The organism is Saccharopolyspora soli (assembly GCF_022678645.1).
In the GTDB taxonomy this organism is placed as follows: domain Bacteria; phylum Actinomycetota; class Actinomycetes; order Mycobacteriales; family Pseudonocardiaceae; genus Saccharopolyspora; species Saccharopolyspora soli.
Map to the genome: position 1 here is coordinate 44,865 of NZ_JALBWV010000004.1, position 21,888 is coordinate 66,752.

The 21,888-nt window shown below is 66.5% G+C and carries 20 protein-coding genes; 11 read left to right on the forward strand and 9 right to left on the reverse strand.

The features are described from left to right. Nucleotides 1–163 precede the first annotated feature (163 nt). Complete coding sequence (locus MOQ72_RS04235; protein WP_242180643.1) at nt 164–511, forward strand: hypothetical protein; 348 nt, start codon at nt 164–166, stop codon at nt 509–511. Nucleotides 512–861: 350 nt separating this feature from the next. On the opposite strand, the gene MOQ72_RS04240 is transcribed toward MOQ72_RS04235, so the two are convergent. Next, the gene (locus MOQ72_RS04240) at nt 862–1,803 is read right to left on the reverse strand and encodes an RNA polymerase sigma-70 factor (protein ID WP_242180644.1); all 942 of its coding nucleotides are present in this window, start codon (nt 1,801–1,803) and stop codon (nt 862–864) included. Nucleotides 1,804–2,036: 233 nt separating this feature from the next. Here MOQ72_RS04240 and MOQ72_RS04245 point away from each other — a divergent pair, with 233 nt between their 5' ends. Then, nucleotides 2,037–2,522, forward strand: coding sequence for a carboxymuconolactone decarboxylase family protein (locus MOQ72_RS04245; protein WP_242180645.1), 486 nt, complete (start codon nt 2,037–2,039; stop codon nt 2,520–2,522). A 236-nt stretch (nt 2,523–2,758) separates the two neighbouring features. Here MOQ72_RS04245 and MOQ72_RS04250 read toward each other — a convergent pair whose 3' ends face one another. Both MOQ72_RS04250 and MOQ72_RS04255 read right to left on the reverse strand, forming a co-directional pair. After that, nucleotides 2,759–3,604: an NmrA/HSCARG family protein gene (locus MOQ72_RS04250; protein ID WP_242180646.1), complete on the reverse strand. Its 846-nt coding sequence runs from the start codon at nt 3,602–3,604 to the stop codon at nt 2,759–2,761. A gap of 132 nt (nt 3,605–3,736) precedes the next feature. Next, nucleotides 3,737–4,969 carry an MFS transporter gene (locus tag MOQ72_RS04255; protein WP_242180647.1) on the reverse strand — a complete coding sequence of 411 codons (1,233 nt, stop codon included), beginning with the start codon at nt 4,967–4,969 and terminating at the stop codon, nt 3,737–3,739. A gap of 79 nt (nt 4,970–5,048) precedes the next feature. On the opposite strand from MOQ72_RS04255, the gene MOQ72_RS04260 reads away from it, so the two are divergent. From MOQ72_RS04260 to MOQ72_RS04275, 4 genes are all read left to right on the forward strand, one after another. Then, the gene (locus MOQ72_RS04260) at nt 5,049–5,969 is read left to right on the forward strand and encodes a LysR family transcriptional regulator (RefSeq protein ID WP_242180648.1); all 921 of its coding nucleotides are present in this window, start codon (nt 5,049–5,051) and stop codon (nt 5,967–5,969) included. Between the two features lie 108 nt (nt 5,970–6,077). Further along, entirely contained in the window at nt 6,078–6,611 is a 534-nt protein-coding gene (locus tag MOQ72_RS04265) for a MarR family winged helix-turn-helix transcriptional regulator (RefSeq protein WP_242180649.1), read from the forward strand. Continuing rightward, a complete protein-coding gene (locus tag MOQ72_RS04270) occupies nt 6,535–7,344 on the forward strand; it encodes an ABC transporter ATP-binding protein (protein ID WP_242180650.1) in 810 nt (269 codons plus the stop codon). The genes MOQ72_RS04265 and MOQ72_RS04270 overlap by 77 nt, the downstream gene beginning before the upstream one ends. Further along, nucleotides 7,304–8,125 (forward strand): ABC transporter permease, encoded by an 822-nt coding sequence (locus MOQ72_RS04275; protein WP_242180651.1) that lies wholly within the window; start codon nt 7,304–7,306, stop codon nt 8,123–8,125. Before MOQ72_RS04270 ends, MOQ72_RS04275 begins: the two co-directional genes overlap by 41 nt. A gap of 46 nt (nt 8,126–8,171) precedes the next feature. On the opposite strand, the gene MOQ72_RS04280 is transcribed toward MOQ72_RS04275, so the two are convergent. Continuing rightward, on the reverse strand, nt 8,172–8,465 hold the full coding sequence (locus MOQ72_RS04280) for a YciI family protein (RefSeq protein ID WP_242180652.1): 294 nt from the start codon (nt 8,463–8,465) through the stop codon (nt 8,172–8,174). Nucleotides 8,466–8,499: 34 nt separating this feature from the next. Continuing rightward, entirely contained in the window at nt 8,500–9,207 is a 708-nt protein-coding gene (locus MOQ72_RS04285) for a GntR family transcriptional regulator (RefSeq protein ID WP_242180653.1), read from the reverse strand. A 110-nt stretch (nt 9,208–9,317) separates the two neighbouring features. Between MOQ72_RS04285 and MOQ72_RS04290 the strand changes: the two genes are divergently transcribed. The 4 genes from MOQ72_RS04290 to MOQ72_RS04305 all read left to right on the forward strand — a co-directional run bounded on the left by MOQ72_RS04290 (nt 9,318) and on the right by MOQ72_RS04305 (nt 16,154). Beyond that, complete coding sequence (locus MOQ72_RS04290) at nt 9,318–10,484, forward strand: mandelate racemase/muconate lactonizing enzyme family protein (protein WP_242180654.1); 1,167 nt, start codon at nt 9,318–9,320, stop codon at nt 10,482–10,484. A 93-nt stretch (nt 10,485–10,577) separates the two neighbouring features. Next, nucleotides 10,578–11,921, forward strand: coding sequence for a cation:dicarboxylate symporter family transporter (locus tag MOQ72_RS04295; protein WP_242180655.1), 1,344 nt, complete (start codon nt 10,578–10,580; stop codon nt 11,919–11,921). Nucleotides 11,922–12,195: 274 nt separating this feature from the next. Then, nucleotides 12,196–14,610: a LuxR C-terminal-related transcriptional regulator gene (locus MOQ72_RS04300; protein WP_242180656.1), complete on the forward strand. Its 2,415-nt coding sequence runs from the start codon at nt 12,196–12,198 to the stop codon at nt 14,608–14,610. 284 nt (nt 14,611–14,894) lie between these two features. After that, on the forward strand, nt 14,895–16,154 hold the full coding sequence (locus MOQ72_RS04305) for a styrene monooxygenase/indole monooxygenase family protein (RefSeq protein ID WP_242180657.1): 1,260 nt from the start codon (nt 14,895–14,897) through the stop codon (nt 16,152–16,154). Between the two features lie 138 nt (nt 16,155–16,292). Here the strand turns inward: MOQ72_RS04305 and MOQ72_RS04310 are convergent, their stop codons facing one another. The 4 genes from MOQ72_RS04310 to MOQ72_RS04325 are packed head-to-tail and all read right to left on the reverse strand — an operon-like array spanning nt 16,293 to nt 20,368. Next, nucleotides 16,293–16,913, reverse strand: a complete 621-nt coding sequence (locus MOQ72_RS04310) for a GTP-binding protein (RefSeq protein ID WP_443706310.1) — start codon at nt 16,911–16,913, stop codon at nt 16,293–16,295. Further along, nucleotides 16,897–17,304 carry a DUF742 domain-containing protein gene (locus MOQ72_RS04315; RefSeq protein ID WP_242180659.1) on the reverse strand — a complete coding sequence of 136 codons (408 nt, stop codon included), beginning with the start codon at nt 17,302–17,304 and terminating at the stop codon, nt 16,897–16,899. The genes MOQ72_RS04310 and MOQ72_RS04315 overlap by 17 nt, the downstream gene beginning before the upstream one ends. Next, nucleotides 17,301–17,726: a roadblock/LC7 domain-containing protein gene (locus MOQ72_RS04320; protein ID WP_242180660.1), complete on the reverse strand. Its 426-nt coding sequence runs from the start codon at nt 17,724–17,726 to the stop codon at nt 17,301–17,303. Before MOQ72_RS04320 ends, MOQ72_RS04315 begins: the two co-directional genes overlap by 4 nt. Continuing rightward, nucleotides 17,723–20,368 (reverse strand): sensor histidine kinase, encoded by a 2,646-nt coding sequence (locus tag MOQ72_RS04325; protein WP_242180661.1) that lies wholly within the window; start codon nt 20,366–20,368, stop codon nt 17,723–17,725. Before MOQ72_RS04325 ends, MOQ72_RS04320 begins: the two co-directional genes overlap by 4 nt. Before the next feature lie 932 nt (nt 20,369–21,300). Here MOQ72_RS04325 and MOQ72_RS04330 point away from each other — a divergent pair. After that, entirely contained in the window at nt 21,301–21,879 is a 579-nt protein-coding gene (locus tag MOQ72_RS04330) for a GAF domain-containing protein (protein WP_242180662.1), read from the forward strand. Nucleotides 21,880–21,888: the final 9 nt, after the last annotated feature.

Below are 21,888 nucleotides of genomic sequence, written 5' to 3' on the forward strand. Positions count from 1 at the left end.
CGCTTCTTTGGAACTCGGACCGAACGATCTTGACCAGCTGTCGCGCCTGCGTGGCGCCGATCCCCGTGTCACCGACTTGTCAGCGTCCGCTGACATCGTGCCGGTATGGGCAAACTGAGTATCTTCGCGGTGCTGGCCTCCGCCCGCCCACCGCACGTCGAACATGGCGATCAACGTCGAGAAGTCCAGCAAGGCCAGTGTCTCCCAGGCGGTCGTGGAGTTCTCCCGCTCGCCGGAGACCGCGCTGTCCGACGTGGCGACGAGCCTGCCAAGGGCCGGTACGTCTTCTACCTGCAGCACTGGTACGACGGCCCGGTTACGGGTGCACGTCCGTCGGCATGTGCGTCGTCGGCGTCGACGGCGACACCTTCGCGACCCGCGTGATCCCGGTCTGGCCGAGGACATGCGCGCCGAGGGACGCGTTCCCGTGAAGAACCAGGCGCCGTCACCGGACGGGCTGACGGTGGAGCAGATCTTCACCAGCAGCGCCGCCTCTGTGCCCGCCTCCTGACCTGCCCTCAGTTCCGCGCTCACCCAGTCCGTGACCGCGGAGATCGGCTCCGGATCAACGGGTCGTCGGTACTGCTCCGCGTGACGAAGCCGCCGGATCACGAGCGATCCACCTGCCGCGGCTCGTCATCGTCGTCAGGTTGGCGGGGACTGCGCCGTTACTCCGATCAAGCGACACCCGGCGCTCAACGACCAGACGTCCTCCCAAGAAACCCCTGGTCGGAGCTGTTCCCATCTGCTGTGTGCTCTGCCGAGGGCGCTTTCCAGAACCCACTAATCCCGGCCCCTGAGCAGGCATTACGCCGCCAGGGGCCGATTTGCTGATCCTCTGAACAAGGTGTGGACACGGGTTCAGCGGCGCAGGGTTGTCTCGCGCTGCATGTGTGACAGCTTCTCAGGATTGCGCACGGCGTAGAGCCCGGTGATGAGGCCGTCGTCGATTCGCACCGCCACGACGGTGTCGATCTCGCCATCGAGCCGGAGTACCAGCGCCGGGTAGCCATTGACCTGTGCTGGCCGCAGCGACGCCGTGTCGGCGATCCTGCCCAGCCCGGCGACCAGCACGCTGGCCACCTTGTCGGCCCCCACGATGGGCCGCGGGATCGCCTGCTTGATTCCGCCACCGTCACCCAGCAAGACGACATCCGGCGCGAGGATGTCGAGCAGGCTCTGCAGATCTCCCGTTTCCGCCGCCCGCTGGAACGCATCGAGCGCGTATCGGGTCTCGGCCGCGGAAACGACCCCGCGCGGCCGACGCGCCGCGACGTGGGCCCGTGCCCGGTGCGCGATCTGGCGGACCGCGGCCGGGCTCTTGTCGACGGCTTCGGCGATCTCGTCGTAGGCCAGATCGAACACCTCGCGCAGCACGAACACCGCCCGCTCGGTCGGCGTGAGCGTTTCCAGCACCAGCATCATCGCCATCGAAACGCTGTCGGCCAGCTCGACGTCCTCGGCCACATCGGGCGAGGTGAGCAGCGGCTCGGGCAGCCAGGGGCCGACGTAGGACTCCCTGCGGCGGCCGAGCGTCCGAAGCCGGGTGAGCGCTTGGCGGGTGGTGATCCGGACCAGGTACGCCCGCTGCTCCCGCACTGTGCCGAGATCGACGCCCGCCCACCGCAGCCAGGTCTCCTGGAGGACGTCCTCCGCGTCGGCGGCCGAGCCGAGCATTTCGTAGGCGACGGTGAACAGCAGGTTGCGGTGGGCGAGGAACACCTCGGTGGCGAGGTCCGGGCGGTCGTCGCGACTGCTGCCCCTGCCGCGATCGTCGGGTGTGGTCTGCGGCGTGCTGGCCATGAGTGGCTCCTGTTCACTCTCGACTGCGTCGCCCATCAGATGCCGGACCCCGCCGTTGTGTGACATCGAGACGGTAGCCATTCCTTGTCGTCCGGCGCCGAATTCCGTGACGGCGAGGCAGTGTCGTGTACCCATCTGACTGTGGCGGGCGTCACGTAGCCGTGCTGTCACAGGGGTCGGGTCACCGGCATCTCGTGTTCGTCCAGTGCGACACCACGAGTGAGGACGAAGTCATGGAACCCCGATTCAACATGTTCGACAACGAGATCGCCGTCAAGTTCGCCAAGCGGTTCGCCAACGCCAGCCTGGTGATCCACCAGTCGCCGCTGCCGAAGTCCACGCAGGAGCTGGTGGCGCTGCGCGCCAGCCAGATCAACGGCTGCGGTTGGTGCGTCGACATGCACACCAAGGAGGCCGCAGCCGCCGGTGAAACCTCGGTACGGCTCAACCTGGTCGCCGCCTGGCGCGAGTCCACCGTGTTCACCGAGGCCGAGCGGACCGCGCTGGCGCTCGCCGAAGAGGGCACCCGACTCGCCGACGCCTACCACGGCGTGTCCGACGAGACCTGGGCCCAGGTGCGCAAGCACTACGACGACGACCAGATCGCCGCGCTGGTCGCCCTGGTCGCCCTGGTCAACGCGGCCAACCGGCTCGCCGTCATCGTGCACCAGCAGGGCGGTTCCTACGAACCCGGCGCATTCGCCGCCGCGTTCAACTGATCGGCCGACGAATCCGGCCCGGCCCAGGATCATTCGATCCGGGCCGGGCACGCGGCTACCGCGACTCTGAACTGCCCGCCGTCCGGGAAGGCTGACGTGGGCCGCGGTGCGCGAGTACCTGTCGCGCGCTCGTATGTCCAAATTGGACTCTCATGTGCGCCGCGACGAGATGCCTTTCGCCGCAACGCCACTGCTGACAACTTCGGCATCGGGAACGGCATCCGATCCCCTATCGCCTACCGGTTCTTCCCGAGCCACGCTTCGAGGGTCAGCAGCTCCGGGTACCGTTCGCGGAGCGCGGCGATATCGGCCTGGTACCCCTTCTCGTTGAACCAGTCGAACATGTTCGCCGCTTCGGCTGGCAGCTCCTCGATCGGCTGCCGATCGAGGCGAGTCGGGATGCCGTCGACCTTGGTGAACACCTCGGCGATCTGCCGCACGGTCAGCTCGTCGCCCGCGATCTCGATCTTCTTGTCGATGAACTCAGTCGGCTTGTCGAACGCGTCCGCGGCGATCCGGCCGATGTCGACCAGCGCGATCATCTGCAGCGACGTGTCCGCGTCCAGCGCGATCGAACCGACCCGCGCACCGTTGTCCGCCTCCCGCACCATGTACGACCAGTTCTCCATGAAGAACACCGGCCGCAGCACCGTCGCGGGCACGCCGATGGCACCGATGTGCGCCTCGATCTCCGCCTTGGTCTCGAAGTGCGCCACGCCGGAGTTGCGCTCGGCGCCGCCAACGGAGCTGTAGACCAGGTGCGCGACGCCCGCGGTTTTGGCCGCGTCGGCGACGTTCTTGCCCTGCCGCACCTCGACTCCGGGGTGCGGGTCGGCCAAGTCGGCGGGCTGCACGCTGAAGACGCCGTGCACGCCCTGCGCTGCCGCGCGCAGCGACTCCGGGTCGTCGAGGTCGCCGGTGAAAAGTTCCGCGCCGAGCGCCTTTAGGCCCTTGGCCCCCTGCTTGTCCGGGTCACGGACCAGGGCGCGCACCGCCCAGCCGTCGTCGAGCAGCCTGCGGGCAACGGCGCCGCCCTGGCCGCCAGTCGCGCCCGTGACCAGGATGGTCTTCTTGTTCGACATTGCGAAATCCTTCCAGTGGTGAAGCCGGTTCCGCGGGAACGTCATCCCGGTGGTCTCTTGGCCGCGCAACAGTGCCCCGACCACCACTTGACCGCCCACGTTTCCGACCGCTGACGAATACGGTGATGGTTCTCAGCGGACCCCTCGGCGTTCCAGCACCCACAGCACGAAAGTCCCGCAGGCCAGCAAGCCACCCAGGACGCTCACTGCCGTCCAGCCGCCACGCACCCACGCCACCGCGGCAAGCGCCGAGCCCGCGGCACCGCCAGCGAAGAAGGCCGTCGTCAACGCGGAGTTGAGCCGATTGCGGATCTCCGGGCGTAGCGCGTAGATGACGTTCTGGTTGCTGTTGAGCACCGCCTGGTGTGCCACGTTGAGGACGATCATGCCGCCCGCGAGCCACCCGAGCGAGCTCTCGCCCGCTCCGATGAGCAACCAGGCCGCGGCCAGCGCGGCGGTGCCGAGCCCGGTGACCCATTGCACGTAGCCGCGGTCCGCCAGCCGACCGGCCATCATCGTTGTCACCGTGCCCACCGCACCCACCAGCCCGAACAGCCCGATGCCCGCCTCGGACCACCCGTACTGCGGACCGGCGAGCAGGAAGGTCAGCGCCGTCCACAGCACGTTGAACGATGCGAGCGAAAGGGCTGCGATACCGGCCCGCCACCGCAGCACGGGCTCGTAGCGGAACAGCGCGATCGTTGAGCGCAGCAGCGCCGGGTACGACAGCCCGATCGGGGTGCGCAGGGGCGGCAGGAAGCGCCACAGCAGCACTGCCACTCCGGCGATCAGAATCGCGCTCACCCAGTAGATCGTTCGCCAGCCGCCGAGCTCGGCAAGCCCTCCCGAGACCGCACGGGACAGCAGTGCACCCAGCATCAGGCCGGTCATGACCGTGCTGATCACGCGACCGCGCTGCCCCGGTGCCGCGAGCGTGGCGGCGTACGGCACCACGACCTGGGCCGCCACCGAGGTAAACGCGGTGAGCACCGTTCCGGCGAGCAGCAGGGTTCCGTTGGGTGCCGTTGCCGAGATCAGCAGGAACACGGCGGTGGCCGCGTACAGCACGACGGCGAGCCTGCGGCGTTCCACCAGGTCGCCGAGCGGGACGAGCAGCATCAGCCCCAGCCCGTAACCGACCTGCGCGGCCGTCACGATCAGTCCGGCCATCGTGGTGCTGAGCTGCAACTCCCGGCTGAGCAGGGCCAGCAGTGGCTGGGCGAAGTAGTTGTTCGCAACCGAGAGTCCCGTGGCCGCGGCCATCAGGAGCAGCAGCCCGCGGCTCAACGGCGGGTGGCCGTCTTGCGCCTCGGTGGCCTTGTGCTGCGTACGGCGCGGAGTCGTTGGCCCGGTTGCGTTTGTCATGCCCTTAGCCTCGGACTTCGCGGATCAATGAGTCCAACGCATCTTTGTCAACCCAGCGATCGTGATTCACGATGGATTCGTGGAGCTGCAGCAAATGCGCTATGTGGTCGCAGTGGCGGAGACGGCGAACTTCACCCGTGCCGCCGAGCGTTGCCGGGTCGTCCAGTCCGCACTGAGTCACCAGATCGCCCGGTTGGAACGGGAGCTGGGCGCCCGGCTCTTCGACCGCACCAGCCGCCAGGTCAAGTTGACCCCCGCTGGCGAAGCGTTCCTGCCCGCGGCCCGGCAGGCGCTCGACGCGGCGGAACGGGCTCGCGCCGAGGTGGCGGCGGCATCAGGGGAGCTTCGCGGCCGACTAGCCATCGGCACCATTCCCACCGTCACGGCAGTCGACCTGCCGAACGCGCTGAAGAGCTTTCACGTGCGCCATCCGCAGGTGCGGATCACGCTTCGCGTGGGGGCGAGCGACGAACTGGTCGAACAGGTACGGCAGGGCACCATGGACCTCGCGTTCCTCGGACTGCCGCCGAACGTCCAGCCGAAGGGCGTCCGGGGGCGCGCCTTGGCGCGGGGTGAGCTGGTCGCGGTGATGGCGCCCGGCCACCCGCTGGCCGACGAGGCCGACGTGGATCTGCACCGGCTGTCGAACGAGGTGTTCGTCGACTTTCCCGCCGGTACGGCCGCACGCGCTCAGTCTGATGAGGCGTTCGCCGCTGCGGGGGTCAGCCGTGCGGTCGCCTTCGAGATAGCGAACGCGGACCTCTTGGCGCGGATGGTCCGGCTGGGCCTGGGTATCGGCATGATGCCCGCCGCCTTCGTGCCCCAACTCGCCGACTTGCACGTGGTCGAACTCCGTGATCCACCCACCCGGGTGGAGCACCTGATCTGGAGCCGACTGCGGCCGTCACCGGCCGCCGCCGCGTTCCTGGATGCCCTGGACATACCGGCAGATCGGATATCCGAGGGACGGAGTCCGCACGAGGCCAGGGCAAATCGCTGAAGGAGCGGCGGCTGGCGTTGAGCCGCGAGGTGACGTCTTCCCGGCTGGGAACCGCGCTGTGGCGCAAGCAACCGCCAAATACCTCTCAATGAGAGCTATTCTTGGCGGGTGAGCGAGTTGGACCCGCAGACCGTCGCCGACGAGCTGATGACCGTGACCACGGCGCTGCGCCGGGTGGTGCGGCGCAGCTTGCGCGACGAGCTGCCGGGGCCGCACCCGCGAGGCGCCCAGATCGAGTTGCTGCGGGTCGTCGAGCAGCGACCCGGCATCAGCGTGGCTGCTGCCGCCGTGCAACTGCGCCTGGCGGCGAACTCCGTGAGCACGTTGGTCAACCAGCTCGTCCGGATCGGCATGCTGCACCGCGAAACCGACCCGGACGACCGCCGCGCGGTCCGGCTGCGCCTGACCAATGCCGCCGCGCATCGGCTCGTGACCTGGCGGCACGCGAGGACCGACCTCGTCCGCGAAGCCTTCGCCAATCTGTCCACAGTGGATCAAGAGGCGGTTGCCGGTGCCTTGCGCGGGTTGAACGCGTTGGTCGACGGCCTGGAAGGGAGTAGTGCCGATGACCGAGCCGATGGCGGTGCGCTGCACGGGGCTGCGACAGACGTTCGGCGAACACGTCGCGGTGGACGGGATTGACCTGGCCGTCCCCGCCGGGGCGGTGTTCGGGCTGTTGGGCCCCAACGGTGCGGGCAAGACCACCACGATCAGGGCGATCACCACGCTGCTGCCCACCGCGGCGGGCACGGTCGAGATCTTCGGCGTCGACGTGGCGCGCCACCGGCTCGCGGCGCGACGGCTGATCGGGTATGTGCCGCAACAGCTGTCGGCGGACGGCACCCTGACCGGGCGGGAGAACGTCGCCCTGTTCGCCCGGCTCTTCGACGTGCCCCGCGCGCAACGGCGGTCCGCGGTCCGCACCGCGCTGGAGGCCGTCGGGCTCACCGATGCCGCCGAACGCCAGGCCAGCACCTACTCGGGCGGCATGGTGCGCCGCCTCGAACTCGCACAGGCACTGGTGAGCGGGCCGAAGTTGCTGGTGCTGGACGAGCCGACGATCGGCCTCGACCCGATCGGCCGGGAGAGCGTGTGGGAGCGGATCCAGGAGATCCGCGCCGCGACCGGGATGACCGTGCTGGTGACCACGCACTACATGGACGAGGCCGACCAGCACTGCGAGCAGATCGCCCTGATGCACCGCGGCCGGATTCGCGCGCAGGGAACTCCGGCCGAGCTCAGAGCTTCGGTGGGACCGGAGGCCACTCTCGACGACGTCTTCCGCACGATCAGCGACGACGCCTTCGACGCCGAGACAGGGGAAGGAATGCGAAATGTCCGCTCGACTCGACGTACCTCAAGCCGCCTCGGTTGAACCGGTGCGGCGGAGCCTGCCGGGGCTGGTGCTGTCGCGCACCGCGGCGATGTGCCTGGTCGAGTTGCAGAAGTTGCGGCATGACCGGTCCGAACTGCTCACCAGGGCCATCCAGCCAGCGCTGTGGCTGCTGATCTTCGGTCAGGTGTTCACCAGGCTGCGGGCGATCCCCACCGGCGACACCCCGTACCTCGACTACCTCGCGCCGGGCATCCTCGCGCAGTCGGCGCTGTTCATCGCGATCTTCTACGGCATCCAGATCATCTGGGAACGGGACGCTGGTGTGCTGGCGAAGCTGCTGGTCACCCCCACGCCGCGGGTCGCGCTGGTGACCGGCAAGGCGTTCGCCGCCGGGGTGCGCGCGCTGGTGCAGGCGCTCGTGGTGCTGGTGCTGGCCGCGCTCCTCGGTGTTGGTCTCACCGGAAACCCGCTGAAGCTGGTCGCGATGGCCGTCGTGGTGGTGCTCGGCTCGGCGTTCTTCTGCTGCCTGTCCATCACGATCGCCGGGCTGGTGCTGTCGCGGGATCGGCTGATGGGGATCGGGCAGGCGATCACCATGCCGTTGTTCTTCGCCTCCAACGCCCTGTACCCGGCCGATCTGATGCCCGAATGGCTGAAGGTGATCAACTACGCCAACCCGCTCGGCTACGAGGTCGACGCGCTGCGCGGGCTGCTGATCGGCACACCCGCGCACCTGGCGCTCGACTTCGGCGTCCTGGTCATCGCCGCGGGCGTGATGATCAGCATCGCTTCGGCCCTGCTGGGGCGCTTGGCCCGGTGAGGTCGTGAGTGGCAATGGTCGCTCTAGCAGCCATTACCACTCACGACTAGAACTCCTTCGCCAGCGGCCCGATCACCGGCTCCCACTCGGTGACGGCGACCTCCGCGATCAGGCCCCGGATCTTGAACGGATCCTTCTCGACCAGCGCGAAGACCTCGTCCTTGCTGCTGGCTTTGAACACCAGCAGGGCACCGGCCTGCTCGTCGGCGCCGTAGGGACCGGAGACCGCGACGATGCCGCGGTCCGCGAGGCCGCGCAGGTAGTCGCGGTGTTCCGGGCGGAACTCGTCGCGGGCGGCGGGGTCGTCGGTGTAGCGGTAGGTCACGGCGAAGACGGTCACGGGTGAGTCCTTTCGACCTGGTGTTGGTGGGTTTTCAGTCCGGCGCCGGGTGGAAGTAGGCGTAGCTCGGCGTGTTCTCGCGCTGTTCCAGCTCATTTATCGCCGAGGCGGTCAGGCTCCTCGTGATGTGGTCGCGCATCAGCTGCGCGGCGCCGGGTCCGTCTCCGGCGAGGACGAGTTCGAGGATCTGGTGGTGTTCCTCAAGATCCCTGGTGCGGGGCTCGTCGCCGGGCGGGAGTTCCAGTCCGACGCGGCGGTAGCGGTCGGACTTGTCCCACAGGTCGTCCAGCAGCCGGATCAGCACGTCGTTGTGCGAGGCGAGGTAGAGGGCGCGGTGGAACTCCCGGTGCGCGGTGAGCGCCTCCTCACCCCAGGTGCGCGTGACGGGCAGCAGTCGCTTGACGGCGGTTCGCATCGCGGCGACGTCTTCGTCCGTGCGGCGGGTCGCGGCGAGCTCGGCGGCGCTCGGGTCGAGGGAGAGGCGGACCTCGAACAACTGGCGGGCCTCGGTGGCGCTCATCCGGGCGACCCGGGCGTCCCGGTGGGCGTCGAGGTCGACCAGACCTTCGCTGCTGAGCCTGCGGATCGCCTCGCGCAGCGGAGTGATGCTCATGTCCAGCGATCCGGCGAGCTCGTGCTGGGCCAGCCGTGAACCGGGCAGCAGGACACCGGTGAGGATCAGCTTGCGGAGCTCGACGTAGGCGACGTCGCTCTTGCTGGAGAAGACGTTCGTGCTGGTCATCGCCTCCGGCCGCCTCCGTCTCCGAACTGGGGCTTGTGTTCACGGTCGGCGCGATCGTAGCATCCGTCGCATCTTATAAAACAGATTATAAATTACGAGGAGATCGTTCGATGAAGATCGTCTCTGTCCACGAGGGCGTCGTCCCGATCAGCTCCTCGATCCGCAACGCCTGGATCGACTTCAGCGCGATGGACTGCTCGATCGTGGCGATCGTCAGCGACGTGGTGCGCGACGGCGAACCGGTGGTCGGCTACGGCTTCAACTCCAACGGCCGCTACAGCGCCGGTGAGATCCTCCGTCGCCGGATGATCCCCCGCCTGCTCGGCGCCGAACCGGAGACGCTGCTCGCCGAAGACGGTCAACTCGACCCGACCCGCGCGTGGGACGTGATGATGCGCAACGAGAAGCCGGGCGGTCACGGCGAACGGTCCGTGGCAGTCGGTGTCCTCGACATGGCGCTGTTCGACCTCGCCGCCAAGATCGCCGGTCAGCCCCTCTACCGCTGGCTCTCCGAGCGCTACGGCGACGGCCAGCCCGACGACTCGGTGTTCGTCTACGCCGCTGGCGGCTACTACGCCCCCGGCAAGGGCCTGCGCGACCTGCAGGACGAGATGCGGGGCTTCCTCGACCAGGGCTACCGGGTCGTCAAGATGAAGATCGGCGGGGCCGACCTCGCCGAGGACCTCAAGCGGATCGAAGCGGTGCTCGAAGTTCTCGACGGCGATGGTTCCCGGCTCGCCGTCGACGTCAACGGCCGGTTCGACCTGGCGACCGCGCTTGAGTACGGCAGCGCGATCGAGCAGTACGGCCTGTTCTGGTACGAGGAGGTCGGCGACCCGCTGGACTACCAGCTCAACGCGATCCTCGCCGAGCACTACGGCGGGCCGCTGGCCACCGGCGAGAACCTGTTCTCGCTGCAGGACGCGCGCAACCTGATCCGCTACGGGGGTCTGCGCCCCGACCGCGACTTCATCCAGGTCGACCCGGCGCTGAGCTACGGGCTGGTCGAATACCTCCGGATCCAGGACATGCTGCGCGCGCACGGCTGGTCCTCGCGCCGCTGCATCCCGCACGGCGGGCACCAGTTCTCGCTGCACATCGCCGCGGCGCTCAAGCTCGGCGGCAACGAGTCCTACCCCGGTGAGTTCCAGCCCACCGGCGGTTTCGCCGACGACGCGGTCGTCCGCGACAGCTACGTGGGGCTGACCGAGATGCCCGGAATCGGATTGGAGGGCAAGGCAGCGTTCCACCGGGTGCTGCGCGAGCTGCACAGCTGAGCGTCCGTTCTTCCCCCGCAACACCGCCGCTGAGGTTCCAACTTCTTCGTCCCGCTTCAACTCTCACAACGTCGTGCCAAGGGAGCATCCGCGATGTCGTCCACGATTGCCGCCGACCGCCCGCAACGGTCCCGGTTCGGCAAACTTCTCCGCGAGTTGTGGTTCCAGGTCGTGCTGGCAGCGGTCCTCGGCGTTGCCGTCGGCCTCCTGCTGCCCGATGTCGGAGCCGCCCTCAAACCGCTCAACGACTGGTTCATCGCACTGGTCAAGATGATCGTGATCCCGGTCGTGTTCTGCGTGGTGACCACCGGCATCGCGTCCATGGACAACCTCCGCAAAGCTGGCCGCATCGGGGTCAAGGCGATCGGCTACTTCCTGGTGCTGTCGCTGGTGTCCATGCTGATCGGGCTGGTGGTCGCCAACATCTTCAAGCCCGGCGCCGGGATGCACATCGACCCGGCGACCCTCGATGCCGGGGCGGTTCCCTCGGAGGCCACCGAGCAGCACGCGACCTTCACCGGATTCGTTTCGAGCCTGATCCCCGACACCCTCTTCGGCGCGATCACCAGCGACAACATCCTCGCCGCGCTGCTGGTCTCCATCGTGTTCGGGGTGGCGCTCAACGTGAGCGGCCCGGCGGCGGCCCCGCTGACCAGGGGCATCTCGGCGCTGTCGGTCGTCGTCTTCCGGATCGTCGGGTGGGTCATGCGGCTCGCCCCGATCGGCACGTTCGGCGCGCTGGCCACGGTCGTCGCCACCTACGGCGCCAGCAGCCTGCGGCAACTCGGTTTCCTGATCGTCTTGTTCACCGCCACCTGCGTCGTGTACGTCGTGGTGGTGCTTGGCGCGATCATGCGGGCCTGCAAGCTGAGCTTGTTCGGGCTCATGCGCTTCCTCAAAGCCGAGCTGCTGGTGGCGCTGAGCACCTGCTCCAGCGAGGCGGTCCTCCCGCAGATGGTGCGCAAACTCGAAATCCTCGGGATCGGCCGCCCCGTCGTGGGAATCGTGATCCCATCGGGCTTCTCGTTCAACCTCGACGGTTCCGCGGTCTACCTGACCATGGCGTCGCTGTTCCTCGCGCAGGCCGTCGGCATCAACCTGAGCTGGCAACAGCAGCTCGTGATGGTCGGCATCATGATGCTGACGAGCAAGGGCACCGCTGGCATCGCTGGCGGCGCGTTCATCGTCCTGGCGAGCACCATCACCGCGGTCGGGCACGTGCCGCTCGCGGCGCTCGCCCTGATCGTCGGTGTGGACCGGATCCTCAACGAAGGCCGGGTGTTCATCAACGTGCTCGGCAACGCGGTGGCCGCGATCGTCATCGGGAAGTGGGAGAACGACTTCGACCAGGACGGAGCCCGGCGCGTGCTGAGCGCCGGAGCCGCCGAGCCGGAATTCGACCAGCCCGCGGTCGAAGAGGCCCCCTCGAAGGGCTGACTCCCGACACGGTGCGGGAAAAGCGCCGATTTCGCGCGAAATCGCCGCACCTGCATCCGGGCGCCGCGAGCACGGTGCACTCATCGGTCGGAGCATCGAAGGTTCGCAATTTCGCGAGAAATTGCGAAGACCCGCGATGCTCCGACCGCCGGAGTGTTCGCCAGTGGCCCTGGTTGGTCGATGTGGCAACGTCGCCGCGTCTTGGTTCGACTCGATGTGGTCACAGCGCTGTTGTTTGCTGCGGGTCAGGACATAGCTCCGCTAGAGTCCGCTCATGCTCACGGTTGTTGCCGGGGGGAGAGCCCGTGGGAATCTGCCCGCTCCTGCTTCCGAATTCGTGGGCCGCCTGCGCGAGTTGGACGAGGTCCACGAGAAGTTCCGTCGCGCGCGGGTCGTGACGTTGACCGGACCCGGTGGGGTGGGCAAGACCCGGCTGGGGCTGAAGTTGGCCACCGCGGTGCGCGAGCAGTATTCCGGTGGGGCGTGGTGGGTCGACCTCGCGCCGCTGCGGGAACCCAACCTGCTCACCCAGCATGTGGCGCAGGCGCTGGACGTGCCGCCGCACGACGGGAACAAAGCCGCTGAAGCGTTGCGCGACCACGTCTCCAACATGCCTACGCTGCTGGTGTTGGACAATTGCGAGCATTTGACGCGGGCTTGCGCAAAACTGGTCGACTACCTGCTCAAAGGTGCGCCCGATCTGCGAATCCTCGCTACCTCTCGGCAACGGCTCGCAGTGGATGGCGAAGTGCTCTACTCCGTGCTGCCGTTGTCGCTGCCAGCGAGACGCGGGGGCGCATCTGATTCTAGCCATCCCGTTCATCAGCAGCGCAGTGCCGAGGAACAGCCCCACGTCGACTCGGAAGCTCTCACGTTGTTCGCGCAGCGTGCCTCGCAGGTGACCTCGTTCTCGTTGACCAGCGGCAACTACGACGCGGTCGTAGATGTCTGCCGCATGCTCGACGGACTCCCCCTGGCCATCGAACTGGCCGTCCCGTGGCTGCGCACCCTCACCACCGCGCAACTCCGCGACCAGCTGCGCGCGCACCGTTTTGGCCTGCTGCAACAAGAAGGGCGGGTCGGGCATCGACACCAGCAGACCCTCGAAGGGTTGATCGGCTGGAGCTACGAGCAGTGCACTCCGCAAGAACAGGGCCTGTGGCAACGCCTCTCGGTGTTCGTCGACGAGTTCGACTTCGCGGCGGCCGCGGCAGTCTGCGGCCACGACTTGGACCAGCCCGACCTGATCGACGCACTGGGCGGCTTGGTCGAGAAATCAGTCCTGCTCTGCGACAAGGACAACCCGACGGGCGAACCCCGGTACCACCTGTTGGAGACGATCCGCGAGTTCGGCTGGCAGGAGCTGAAACGCACGCAACCTGACGCGGAAACCGAAATCCGACAACGCCACCGCCGCTGCTACCAAACCCTCGCGGCTGAAGCAGGCGACAACTGGCACACGGCCAAGCAGGCGATCTGGCACGCACGGCTGCTGCGCGACCACGGCAATGTTCGTGCCGCGCTGACCACCTGCCTGGACGATCCGGAACACGCCCAGGACGCGGTTCAGATCTGCGCTGACTTGGTCTACTACTGGGTTTTCAGCGGTCGACATGTTGAGGCCCAACTCTGGATCGACCAAGCTTTGGCGTTGAACCCGCAACCCACCGAGCGCCATGCCGCGGGACTGGCCACCGCCGTCTTCATCTCGTCCGTGCAGGGAAAGCAGGCCAAAGCGAAGGAACTCCTGCGGGATTACCAGGCGATGGTGGCCCAGCTCCGGCTCGACCCGACCACGCTCAAATTCCTCCAGGGCACGGAGGCCCTGCTCAGCGGAGCGCTGCCGAAGGCGGTCCCGCTGCTCGAAGAAGCGCGGGAGGGCTACCGGCGTGCCCCGCGCGGCCGCGGGCACATCCACATCGCGCTGCTCTTCCTCGCGCTCACACACGGGTTTCGCGGTAAGGCCGAAGCCAAGGCAGCCAGCGCGGAGTGCCTGCGGGATGCGCTCGATGCGCTGGCCGAGTGGAACATCTCGTGGGCCAGGTTCGCCGTCGGCCTCGCTCGCTGGCAGCACAGCGCCGAGGCAGCCATGCACGAATGGAGCCAGGCCATCCGAAACCGACTACCAGGCGACGCTTGGGGGCTGCTGTGGCTCTTCGAAGCACTCGCATGGGGCGAAACGAGGCTCGGCAACTACCACCGGGCGGCTGTCCTGCTCGGCATCACGCATGCGCGCCGGAAGGCCATCGGGCTGGACATCGGTGGGCTCGTGCCCTTCGAACAACTCCACCGGCGGTACGAGGACAAGGTGCTCGAATCGTTGGGCCGAGAAGCCTACGACACCGCTGTTGACCGAGGTGTCGCCCTGGGCGCGAGCGATGCGGGCGTCGGCTTCGCGCTCGGCGAGGACACCGGTCCTACCGGTGGTGGACCACGCCAGGGCCTGGATCCCTCGGCATTGCCGACTGACAAGCTGACCAACATAGAACGTGAGATCGCCGTCCTCGTCTACGAAGGGCTGCCGAACGCGAGCATCGCCCAACTGCGCGGCGTTTCGGAGAACACCGTGAAGAAACACGTCGCCAGCGTGCTGGCCAAGCTCGGACTCCGCTCACGCACCCAGATCGCCAAGTGGATCGCCGAACACCACCAAACATCCCAGCCTCGTTCGTCGCCGCGAGGATGGTGAATCGAAGCGCCCCACCGCAGGCGGAGATGTCACCCGAACTCGTCGGGTTTCGGTACCAGACGGCGTGTCGGCAGACAATGGTTACTTTGGGCCATACCGAGGGCGTACCGTCCCTGGAAGTATGCGTCCGGGCATCGGGCGATCGGCCGACCGCGTTGGTGGGCAGCGAACCGCCGTTGCATTCTCGGCCCTGTCGGGCTGCGCCATCGGGGCTGTACCCAGGGGCGCGCCTTCTGCAGAGGTACCGGTGTCCCAATCTTTTCGTACAGAGAGAGAGCAGGTCGATGCAGAGGATTCTCATCGTCGGAGCGGGTCAGTCAGGGCTGCAGCTTGCCCTGAGCTTGCGAGAGCCTCAACACGCGAATCAATACGCGGTCACAGTGCTGTCCGGCAGGAAGCCCGCGGAAATCCGCGATGGTCGCATCATGTCGACGCAGTGCATGTTCCACCCCGCCCTGCAGAACGAACGTGCGCACGGGCTGAACCTCTGGGAGAACCAGGCGCCCCGCATCGGCGGAATCGGGCTGTCCGTCGCAGGCGAGGACGGAACGCCAGCGTTGAATTGGCTGGGACTGCTCGACAATTTCGCGCAATCCGTCGACCAGCGGATCAAGATGTCCACCTGGCTCGAAGTCGTCGAACAACGGGGCGGCACCGTCGAGTACCGGGAGCCGACGCCAGAGCTGCTGGATGAGATGGCCCGTGACTACGACCTGGTGGTCGTGGCCGCTGGCCGGGGCCCGCTGGCCGAACTGTTCGAGCGCGACCCGAGCCGATCTCCTTACACCGCACCGCAGCGGGCGCTCGCCGCAGCTTACGTGCACGGCGCTGGCCGTCGCCCAGAGCACCCGGACACCGACGCGGTGCGCTTCAACGTGATTCCGGGCGTCGGCGAACTGTTCATCATCCCCGGCTACACCTTCAGCGGGGCGTGCGAAATGCCGCTCTTCGAAGGAATCCCCGGCGGCCCGCTCGACTGCTGGTCAGGCGATCTGGAACCGGCCGAGCACTGGGCGAAGATGCGCGATCTGATGCGGCAGTGGGTTCCGTGGGAGTACGAGCGCTTCAAGGACGCGCAGCTCACCGACCAGCAGGCGACCCTGGCTGGCCGAGTCACCCCGGTGGTCCGCAAACCGGTGGGACAGCTGCCGTCCGGGACTCCGGTGCTCGGCATGGCCGACGTGGTGGTGACCAATGACCCCATCAGCGGCCAGGGAGCCAACAACGCCAGCAAGTTCGCCCAGTCCTACCTGAACAGCATCCTCGAACACGGCGACCGCCCGTTCGATCCGGCGTGGATGGCGGAAGCCTTCGAGCGGTACTGGGCCGAAGCGAGCGTGATCACCACCTGGACCAACAACATGCTGCAGCCACCACCCGGCCACGTCATGCAGGTCTTCGGAGCAGCGGCGATGAATCCGGGTATTCGAAACAACGTCGCGAACAGCTTCGCGAACCCCAACAACACCACCCTGGGCTGGTTCCTCGACCCCGCCAAAGCCGAGAACTTGCTGCACCAGCAGCCGCAGACCGTCAACCCCTAGGAATCGCTGCGGGCTCGCGGCCAACACTTCTGCTGCGGGAACTTCCCCGACGTCCCGATGAGGTCAGACCGGCTGCGGCGCACTCCGAAGCGCCGCAGCCGGTCTCATTGTTTTCCTGATCGCCTCGCCGGATTCCGCTCATTCGCGCTGGCCGACCGCGTCGACCAGCGCAGCCTCTGCCGCCACCCGTCGCATGACGTGTTCCTGGAGGACCATCAGCGCCTCCCGGCAGGACTCGAATTCAAGCGCCGAGCAGTCGGTCATGATGGGTATTTCCGGGTCCAGTTCAAGGGCGGTACGGATCTCTTCGGCGGTGTAGGGTTCCGAGTCGGGGAAGCGGTTCACCGCGATGATGAACGGAATTCCGCGGTGTTCGAAGAAGTCGATCGCGGCGAAGCTGACGTCGAACCGACGGGTGTCGATGAGCACGACAGCACCCAACGCGCCTACCGCGAGATCGTTCCACATGTACCAGAAGCGGCTCTGGCCAGGAGTTCCGAACAGGTACAGCACCAGATCCGAGGCGAGGGTGATGCGTCCGAAGTCGAGTGCGACCGTGGTGGTTCGCTTGTCTTCGATGTGGGAAAGATCGTCGATCGCCTCGCCGGTCTCCGAGAGCCTTTCCTCTGTCCTCAGTGGAGTGATTTCACTGACGGACCCGACGAAGGACGTTTTCCCCGCACCGAGACCTCCGGAAACCAGGAACTTGACCGACCTCGGAATCCGTTCGCCGCTAGCGGTATCAGCCACGGAGCGCATGCAGACCTTCCCATACTTTCTTCATCAACGCCAAGTCCTGTTCGGTGCCAGTGGCGGGTTGACTGAACATCAGAAGTTCCCTGTCTATCAGCTCGCTGACCAAGACTTTGGTCACGGCCATCGGAATATCGAGCAACGCCGCCACTTCCGCGATCCCGACACCAGGTTGACCGACGTTGTGCACACCTTGGCGGGAGTGGTGCCGTCGGCGGCACAACTCCAGGATCTGTTCTTGTTCAGGGCTGAGCTCGCCGGATGGGCTGTCGCCGCGCACCGTCCAGATCAAGGTGCTCATGTTGAGCTCAGTGCGGCGCGAGCTGGTTCGTCCCCTCCGCATGGAGAAGGGGCGAACCAGCCGACCATCGATCGACGAATCATCGTCCTGGCTCATGGCACAGTGATCTGCTGCCCCGCTGCGGTCCTCGGCGCCGACCCCATGTGCTTGCCGACGCTGGCAACCAGCCGATTCGCGGCGTAGACGACATCCCCGATGTCCGCCCAAGCCGCGCTGACGAGGACCAGCACGCTGCCCTCCGCCGCGCCGACGAGAACCAGGATCTTGTTCTCGCACTCCAGCACGAGCTGAAGTTGTGCACCGGCGGTGAGCTGCGCTGCCAATCCCTTCCCGATCGACCACATGCCGCTGCCACCGGCCGCCAGCTGCTCGTGAATGTCGTCGCCGTCCTGGGAATGGGCCATCACCAGCCCGTCCGCGCTCACCAGAGCCGCGGAGAGCACGGCGCCTTGAGTCTCCTGGACCATGTGGTCGAGCATGCCGCTCAGTTGGGCCCGCGTCGCCGACGATATCTTCACTGTTCGCTCTCTCCGTTCTGTCCATGTGCTCCGCTGCGGATCCGCCCAGCCCATGCCTTCCGCATCAGATTCGCCGCGGTATCTGGGGTGCGCTCATCCGACCAGGGCAGTTCGTTGGTGACCGTGGTGGTTGGCTCGTGGAGGAGCTGCGGGTTCAGTTGTGCTCTCGGCGTGCGTTTCGGCAGCGGCGCCCGACCTTGCGATGCCTGCGGCCGAGCGGCAGCACGGTCCGGCGCGTCAGCGTGCGCGGCTCTCTTCGGTGACGGCTGATCGGTCGCCACTCCTGGGAGTGTTCCGCTGAGCCATTTCGTGTTCGGCTCCGCCACCGGTTCGGGATCGGCCGCCGACGGCTCGGTCCAGATCCGATTGCGGTGCCTCCCGGATTCGTAGTGCGGATCGATGGCGCCATGCTCGGCCGTCCCGTTGGACCTCGACGAACGGTCGTCGTTCACGGAGCGCTGGGGTCGTTGTCGGCGACGCCGCGAGGGGGACGGCGAAATCCCATTGTCCCCCTGGCCAGGAACCAGCGTCCGGACCATGGCGTTGTCACGTGGCTCATCGCTGGAGTCCTCGCGATCGATCAACTTCTCCGGGATGGAAACGGTCGCTCGGGTCCCACCGAGGTAGACCTGTTCCAGGTCGACCCGGATCCCGTGCTTGGTAGCCAGCCGGGCGACCACGAAATGGCCTTTCCGGTCGGTATTTCCGAGAGCGATCAGATCGAACTGCGACCGACCGGCGAACAAGTCGTTGGCGTGTTCGAGATCGCGATCCGCCATGCCGATGCCTTGATCTTCGATTCGCACCACGATACCGCGCGACCGAGGCTCGACCTGCACCCGGACCGTGTCTTGCGAGAACAACGTGGCGTTGTCGATCAACTCGGCGAGCAGGTGCATGACGTCCGCCACGGCCGACGGCACGAGCGAAACGTTCGGAATCTGGTCGTAGTGCACGCGGGTGTAGTTCTCGGTCTCGTCCCCCGCTGCGCGAACGACCTGCGGGAGCGCGACCGGCTTGCTCCACCGACGCCCAGGGGCTTCGCCACCGAGGATCAGCACGTTCTCGTTGTGCCGACGGATCTTGGTGAGTCCCCGGTCGATCTCGAAGACGTAATCCATTGCCGTCTCCGGCAATTCCTCGATCTTCACGAGTTCGTCGACGTTCTTGAGACCGTTGTTGATGGGCACCTTGTTCCGACGGGCCAGCTTGACCAGGACGGACCGCATGCCCTCCTGCGCCCGGAAGTGTTCGAGGCTGCGATTCACCGCGATCTCGACGACACCGTCGAAGGTCTTCTTCACCATCGCAACTTCGTCGCTGCCATATTTCTGGGAGGGCAGCATCGAGGTGATATCACGTAGGTCGCCGCGACCCATCCGAGCGAAGATGTCCGGAAGAAGTTTGTCGGAAACCCGCTCCATGTCGGCCAGCAGGTACTTGAACCGCCGATTCAGCGCGGTCACGTTCTTCCGCGATCGGCGCCCTGCCACGACCGCGATCCCGACGACGAGCACGCCGACGATCAGGATGTTCCAAATATTGCGCCAGCCTTGATTCCAACCGGCCAACGAAGCGTAATCCGCCTGGGCGACAACCAGGTCGTTCAGATCGTTCGACACCTGTTCGGTCAGGCCGACCCATTCCTGCAGGCTGACCGGAGGAACAGCGGCGGAGCCCGGCGCGCCCCCGGCGCTCGGCCAAGGCCCGTGCGCGACCAACTGGTTCTCCAGCGCGGTCAGGCGCCGCCAGTTGTCCGTCGTGGTGATTCGCTGCCGCAAGTCACTCACGTGCGGCGGAGCGACCGGCGACGGCGTCTCGACGTCGTAGTGGTAGACGTTCACCAGCCGCACGAACTGTTCGTAGTGCGCTTGATCGAACGAGCGCGTCTCCAGGGCGGCCGACACCAGGGATGCCGCCCTCTGCTGGCGGTCAGCGGCTTGGAACCACTCCATTGCCTGGATGCCGCCCTGCGCCACGATCGGGTCCGGGAAAGTCCGCGCCTGCGTGTTGAACATGTCGCCGCCAGCGTCCACGATCCTGTTGTAGGCGGCGTAGATCTCGTCCTGGTTGAGCTGGCGGCCATCGACGCGGGCGCGCAGCACGTCGAGATCCGCACCGCGCTGCAGCAGCGTGTCCAAGCGGGTTCTGATCGGCTCCGCGGGCGGTGCGACCTTCAGAATCCATTGCTCGTCCGTGGCCTGCCGGACCTGCGATAACAGCTTGTCCGTCTGTTCGCGCTGGTTCCGCAGTTCCTGAGGATCGCTGCTGGTGGGGCTCAGCAGGTAGTGCAGACTGCTCGTTCGCTCCTTCGCCACCGAGGCCAAGAAGCCGACCGCGGGTATTGAAATGTTCTGCACGCTGCCCGTGATCAGCACCATTCCAGCCGCGATCGGGAATGTCAGTGCCGCGGCGATGATCAGCCCAACGACGAAGGCACCTGTCTGCCACCACCAGGCGGCACTCAGCCGCCGCTTCAGGCTGACGTCGCTGACTCGATCATCGGAGGAGCGCGGCGCGCGGATACCGCGTCGGCGTAGGCGATTCAGCGGTCCACGAGCCCGGTTCGCACCGGTTCGCTGGCCACGGGGCGCGTCTGCGGAGGACTCTGGCGGCGGCTCCGGGGTGGTTTCCGTGTTCACAGTGCTCCATTAGTTGGCATGCGCACCCGTTTGCTGGTGCAGAAAGACATGTGTGGTCGCGATGAATGAGCGCTGGACCGCGCAATGGGGACCTTCGGGGGGGTTCAGCCCGACGCCACGCTCGGCTTGGCGGCCCGCGTGCTCGGCGGCGGCGCCAGCCTGGCTGCTGTCGAACGTTACAAACTTCGTCATCGTCCGTAGTCCATCATCCGTGCACGTGCGAACGGCAGCCCCGAACTGTCGTACAGAATCAGGCCGAGAATGTAGCACAACAAGATCATTGAAGATACACAACCCGCAAGATCGCACGTATACTGAACATTCGGCCGTTTGCCCAAGTCGCCATGCTTCAAACGGCGGTACCACAACGGCCTTTCACGACTCAGGGCGCACAGAGATCGGCGATCATCCAGGCTGACAACGAGTTTCGGCAAAGACGTCAGACGGACCATGCGCGCTATATTGACCAGGGCCCGGCGCCGAACATCCTGCGACACTCTATCCAAGAGCAGCGGAGCCCGGCAGCCTGTCCGCGGCGACGCGCAGGTGTACGACCTGGCCATGGACACCTGGACCAACGATGTTTGGGATGGGGTGGGCCTTTCAGGGCGTCAGTACCCAACCTGCGATCATGGGCGGCAGTGCTGGTGGTGGCCAGGCATGCCGATTGACGGCACGTAGTCGTCAGTTGTTCTACCCAGGCCGACGAGCAGTGACGACGAGATGGTGCAGGGCTGGGCGAGTGGAGGTGACCGTGCACTCGTGTCGAACCGCGCGGGTCGTCGTCGGGCCGTGGATCCAATGGCCACCCCGCAGGTCCCAGTGGAGGTGTTCGCCCCACGCCCTGCGGACACTGGCAGGACGGACGTGACGGTGACAGCCTGTCCACTCTGTTCTATGCACGATAACTGCGCACAGGGATGGAGTTCTTCTTGAGTACCTACGATCCCCAGGGGACGATCACCTTCGACGCCTACGGCAATCGCATGCTGGAGCCGCAAGAGCCCGACCACGTCGTGCGATCGCGAGTAGCTCGGCTACGGGAGCTCGGTTTGCTGGGCCTGCAGCGGGACGAGCAGTTCTGCGATTTCGCGGCGAAGATCACGAGAGCGTTCAACGCTGCTGTTGCGGTGGTCAACATCTTCGACGACAAGAATCAAACTTTCGTCGGCGCCCACATACAAGCGGGAGGAGATGCTTCGAGCCTCACGAGCATGCCGAAGAACGTTGGTTGGTGCCCGCACACGCTAGCGCGGAGAAAAGCGTTTCCACTCGGTGATGTCATGGACTATCCGCGTTTCGCGGGGAACGTGCTGGTCGACGAGATGAACGCGAGGGCCTATCTCGGGGCGCCACTGATCGACGACACCGGCACCGCCTTGGGCACGGTCTGCGTGGTGGACATCGAGAAACGCGACTGGAACAACTCCGACGTGCAAACCATCAAGAAATTCGCCGGAGACGTGGTGCAGGGGATCTACGATCGGCAAGGTGGGATTGTGTTGCCCTGATCGCCGACC

What these genes read in the sequence shown, in the direction of transcription:
- MOQ72_RS04255 (WP_242180647.1), bottom strand. Translation starts at nt 4,969, where the DNA reads ATGACAAACGCAACCGGGCCAACGACTCCGCGCCGTACGCAGCACAAG.
- MOQ72_RS04295 (WP_242180655.1), top strand. Translation starts at nt 10,578, where the DNA reads ATGTCGTCCACGATTGCCGCCGACCGCCCGCAACGGTCCCGGTTCGGC.
- MOQ72_RS04310 (WP_443706310.1), bottom strand. Translation starts at nt 16,913, where the DNA reads ATGCGCTCCGTGGCTGATACCGCTAGCGGCGAACGGATTCCGAGGTCG.
- MOQ72_RS04290 (WP_242180654.1), top strand. Translation starts at nt 9,318, where the DNA reads ATGAAGATCGTCTCTGTCCACGAGGGCGTCGTCCCGATCAGCTCCTCG.
- MOQ72_RS04285 (WP_242180653.1), bottom strand. Translation starts at nt 9,207, where the DNA reads ATGACCAGCACGAACGTCTTCTCCAGCAAGAGCGACGTCGCCTACGTC.
- MOQ72_RS04245 (WP_242180645.1), top strand. Translation starts at nt 2,037, where the DNA reads ATGGAACCCCGATTCAACATGTTCGACAACGAGATCGCCGTCAAGTTC.
- MOQ72_RS04270 (WP_242180650.1), top strand. Translation starts at nt 6,535, where the DNA reads ATGACCGAGCCGATGGCGGTGCGCTGCACGGGGCTGCGACAGACGTTC.
- MOQ72_RS04300 (WP_242180656.1), top strand. Translation starts at nt 12,196, where the DNA reads ATGCTCACGGTTGTTGCCGGGGGGAGAGCCCGTGGGAATCTGCCCGCT.
- MOQ72_RS04315 (WP_242180659.1), bottom strand. Translation starts at nt 17,304, where the DNA reads ATGAGCCAGGACGATGATTCGTCGATCGATGGTCGGCTGGTTCGCCCC.
- MOQ72_RS04250 (WP_242180646.1), bottom strand. Translation starts at nt 3,604, where the DNA reads ATGTCGAACAAGAAGACCATCCTGGTCACGGGCGCGACTGGCGGCCAG.
- MOQ72_RS04305 (WP_242180657.1), top strand. Translation starts at nt 14,895, where the DNA reads ATGCAGAGGATTCTCATCGTCGGAGCGGGTCAGTCAGGGCTGCAGCTT.
- MOQ72_RS04240 (WP_242180644.1), bottom strand. Translation starts at nt 1,803, where the DNA reads ATGGCCAGCACGCCGCAGACCACACCCGACGATCGCGGCAGGGGCAGC.
- MOQ72_RS04235 (WP_242180643.1), top strand. Translation starts at nt 164, where the DNA reads ATGGCGATCAACGTCGAGAAGTCCAGCAAGGCCAGTGTCTCCCAGGCG.
- MOQ72_RS04275 (WP_242180651.1), top strand. Translation starts at nt 7,304, where the DNA reads ATGTCCGCTCGACTCGACGTACCTCAAGCCGCCTCGGTTGAACCGGTG.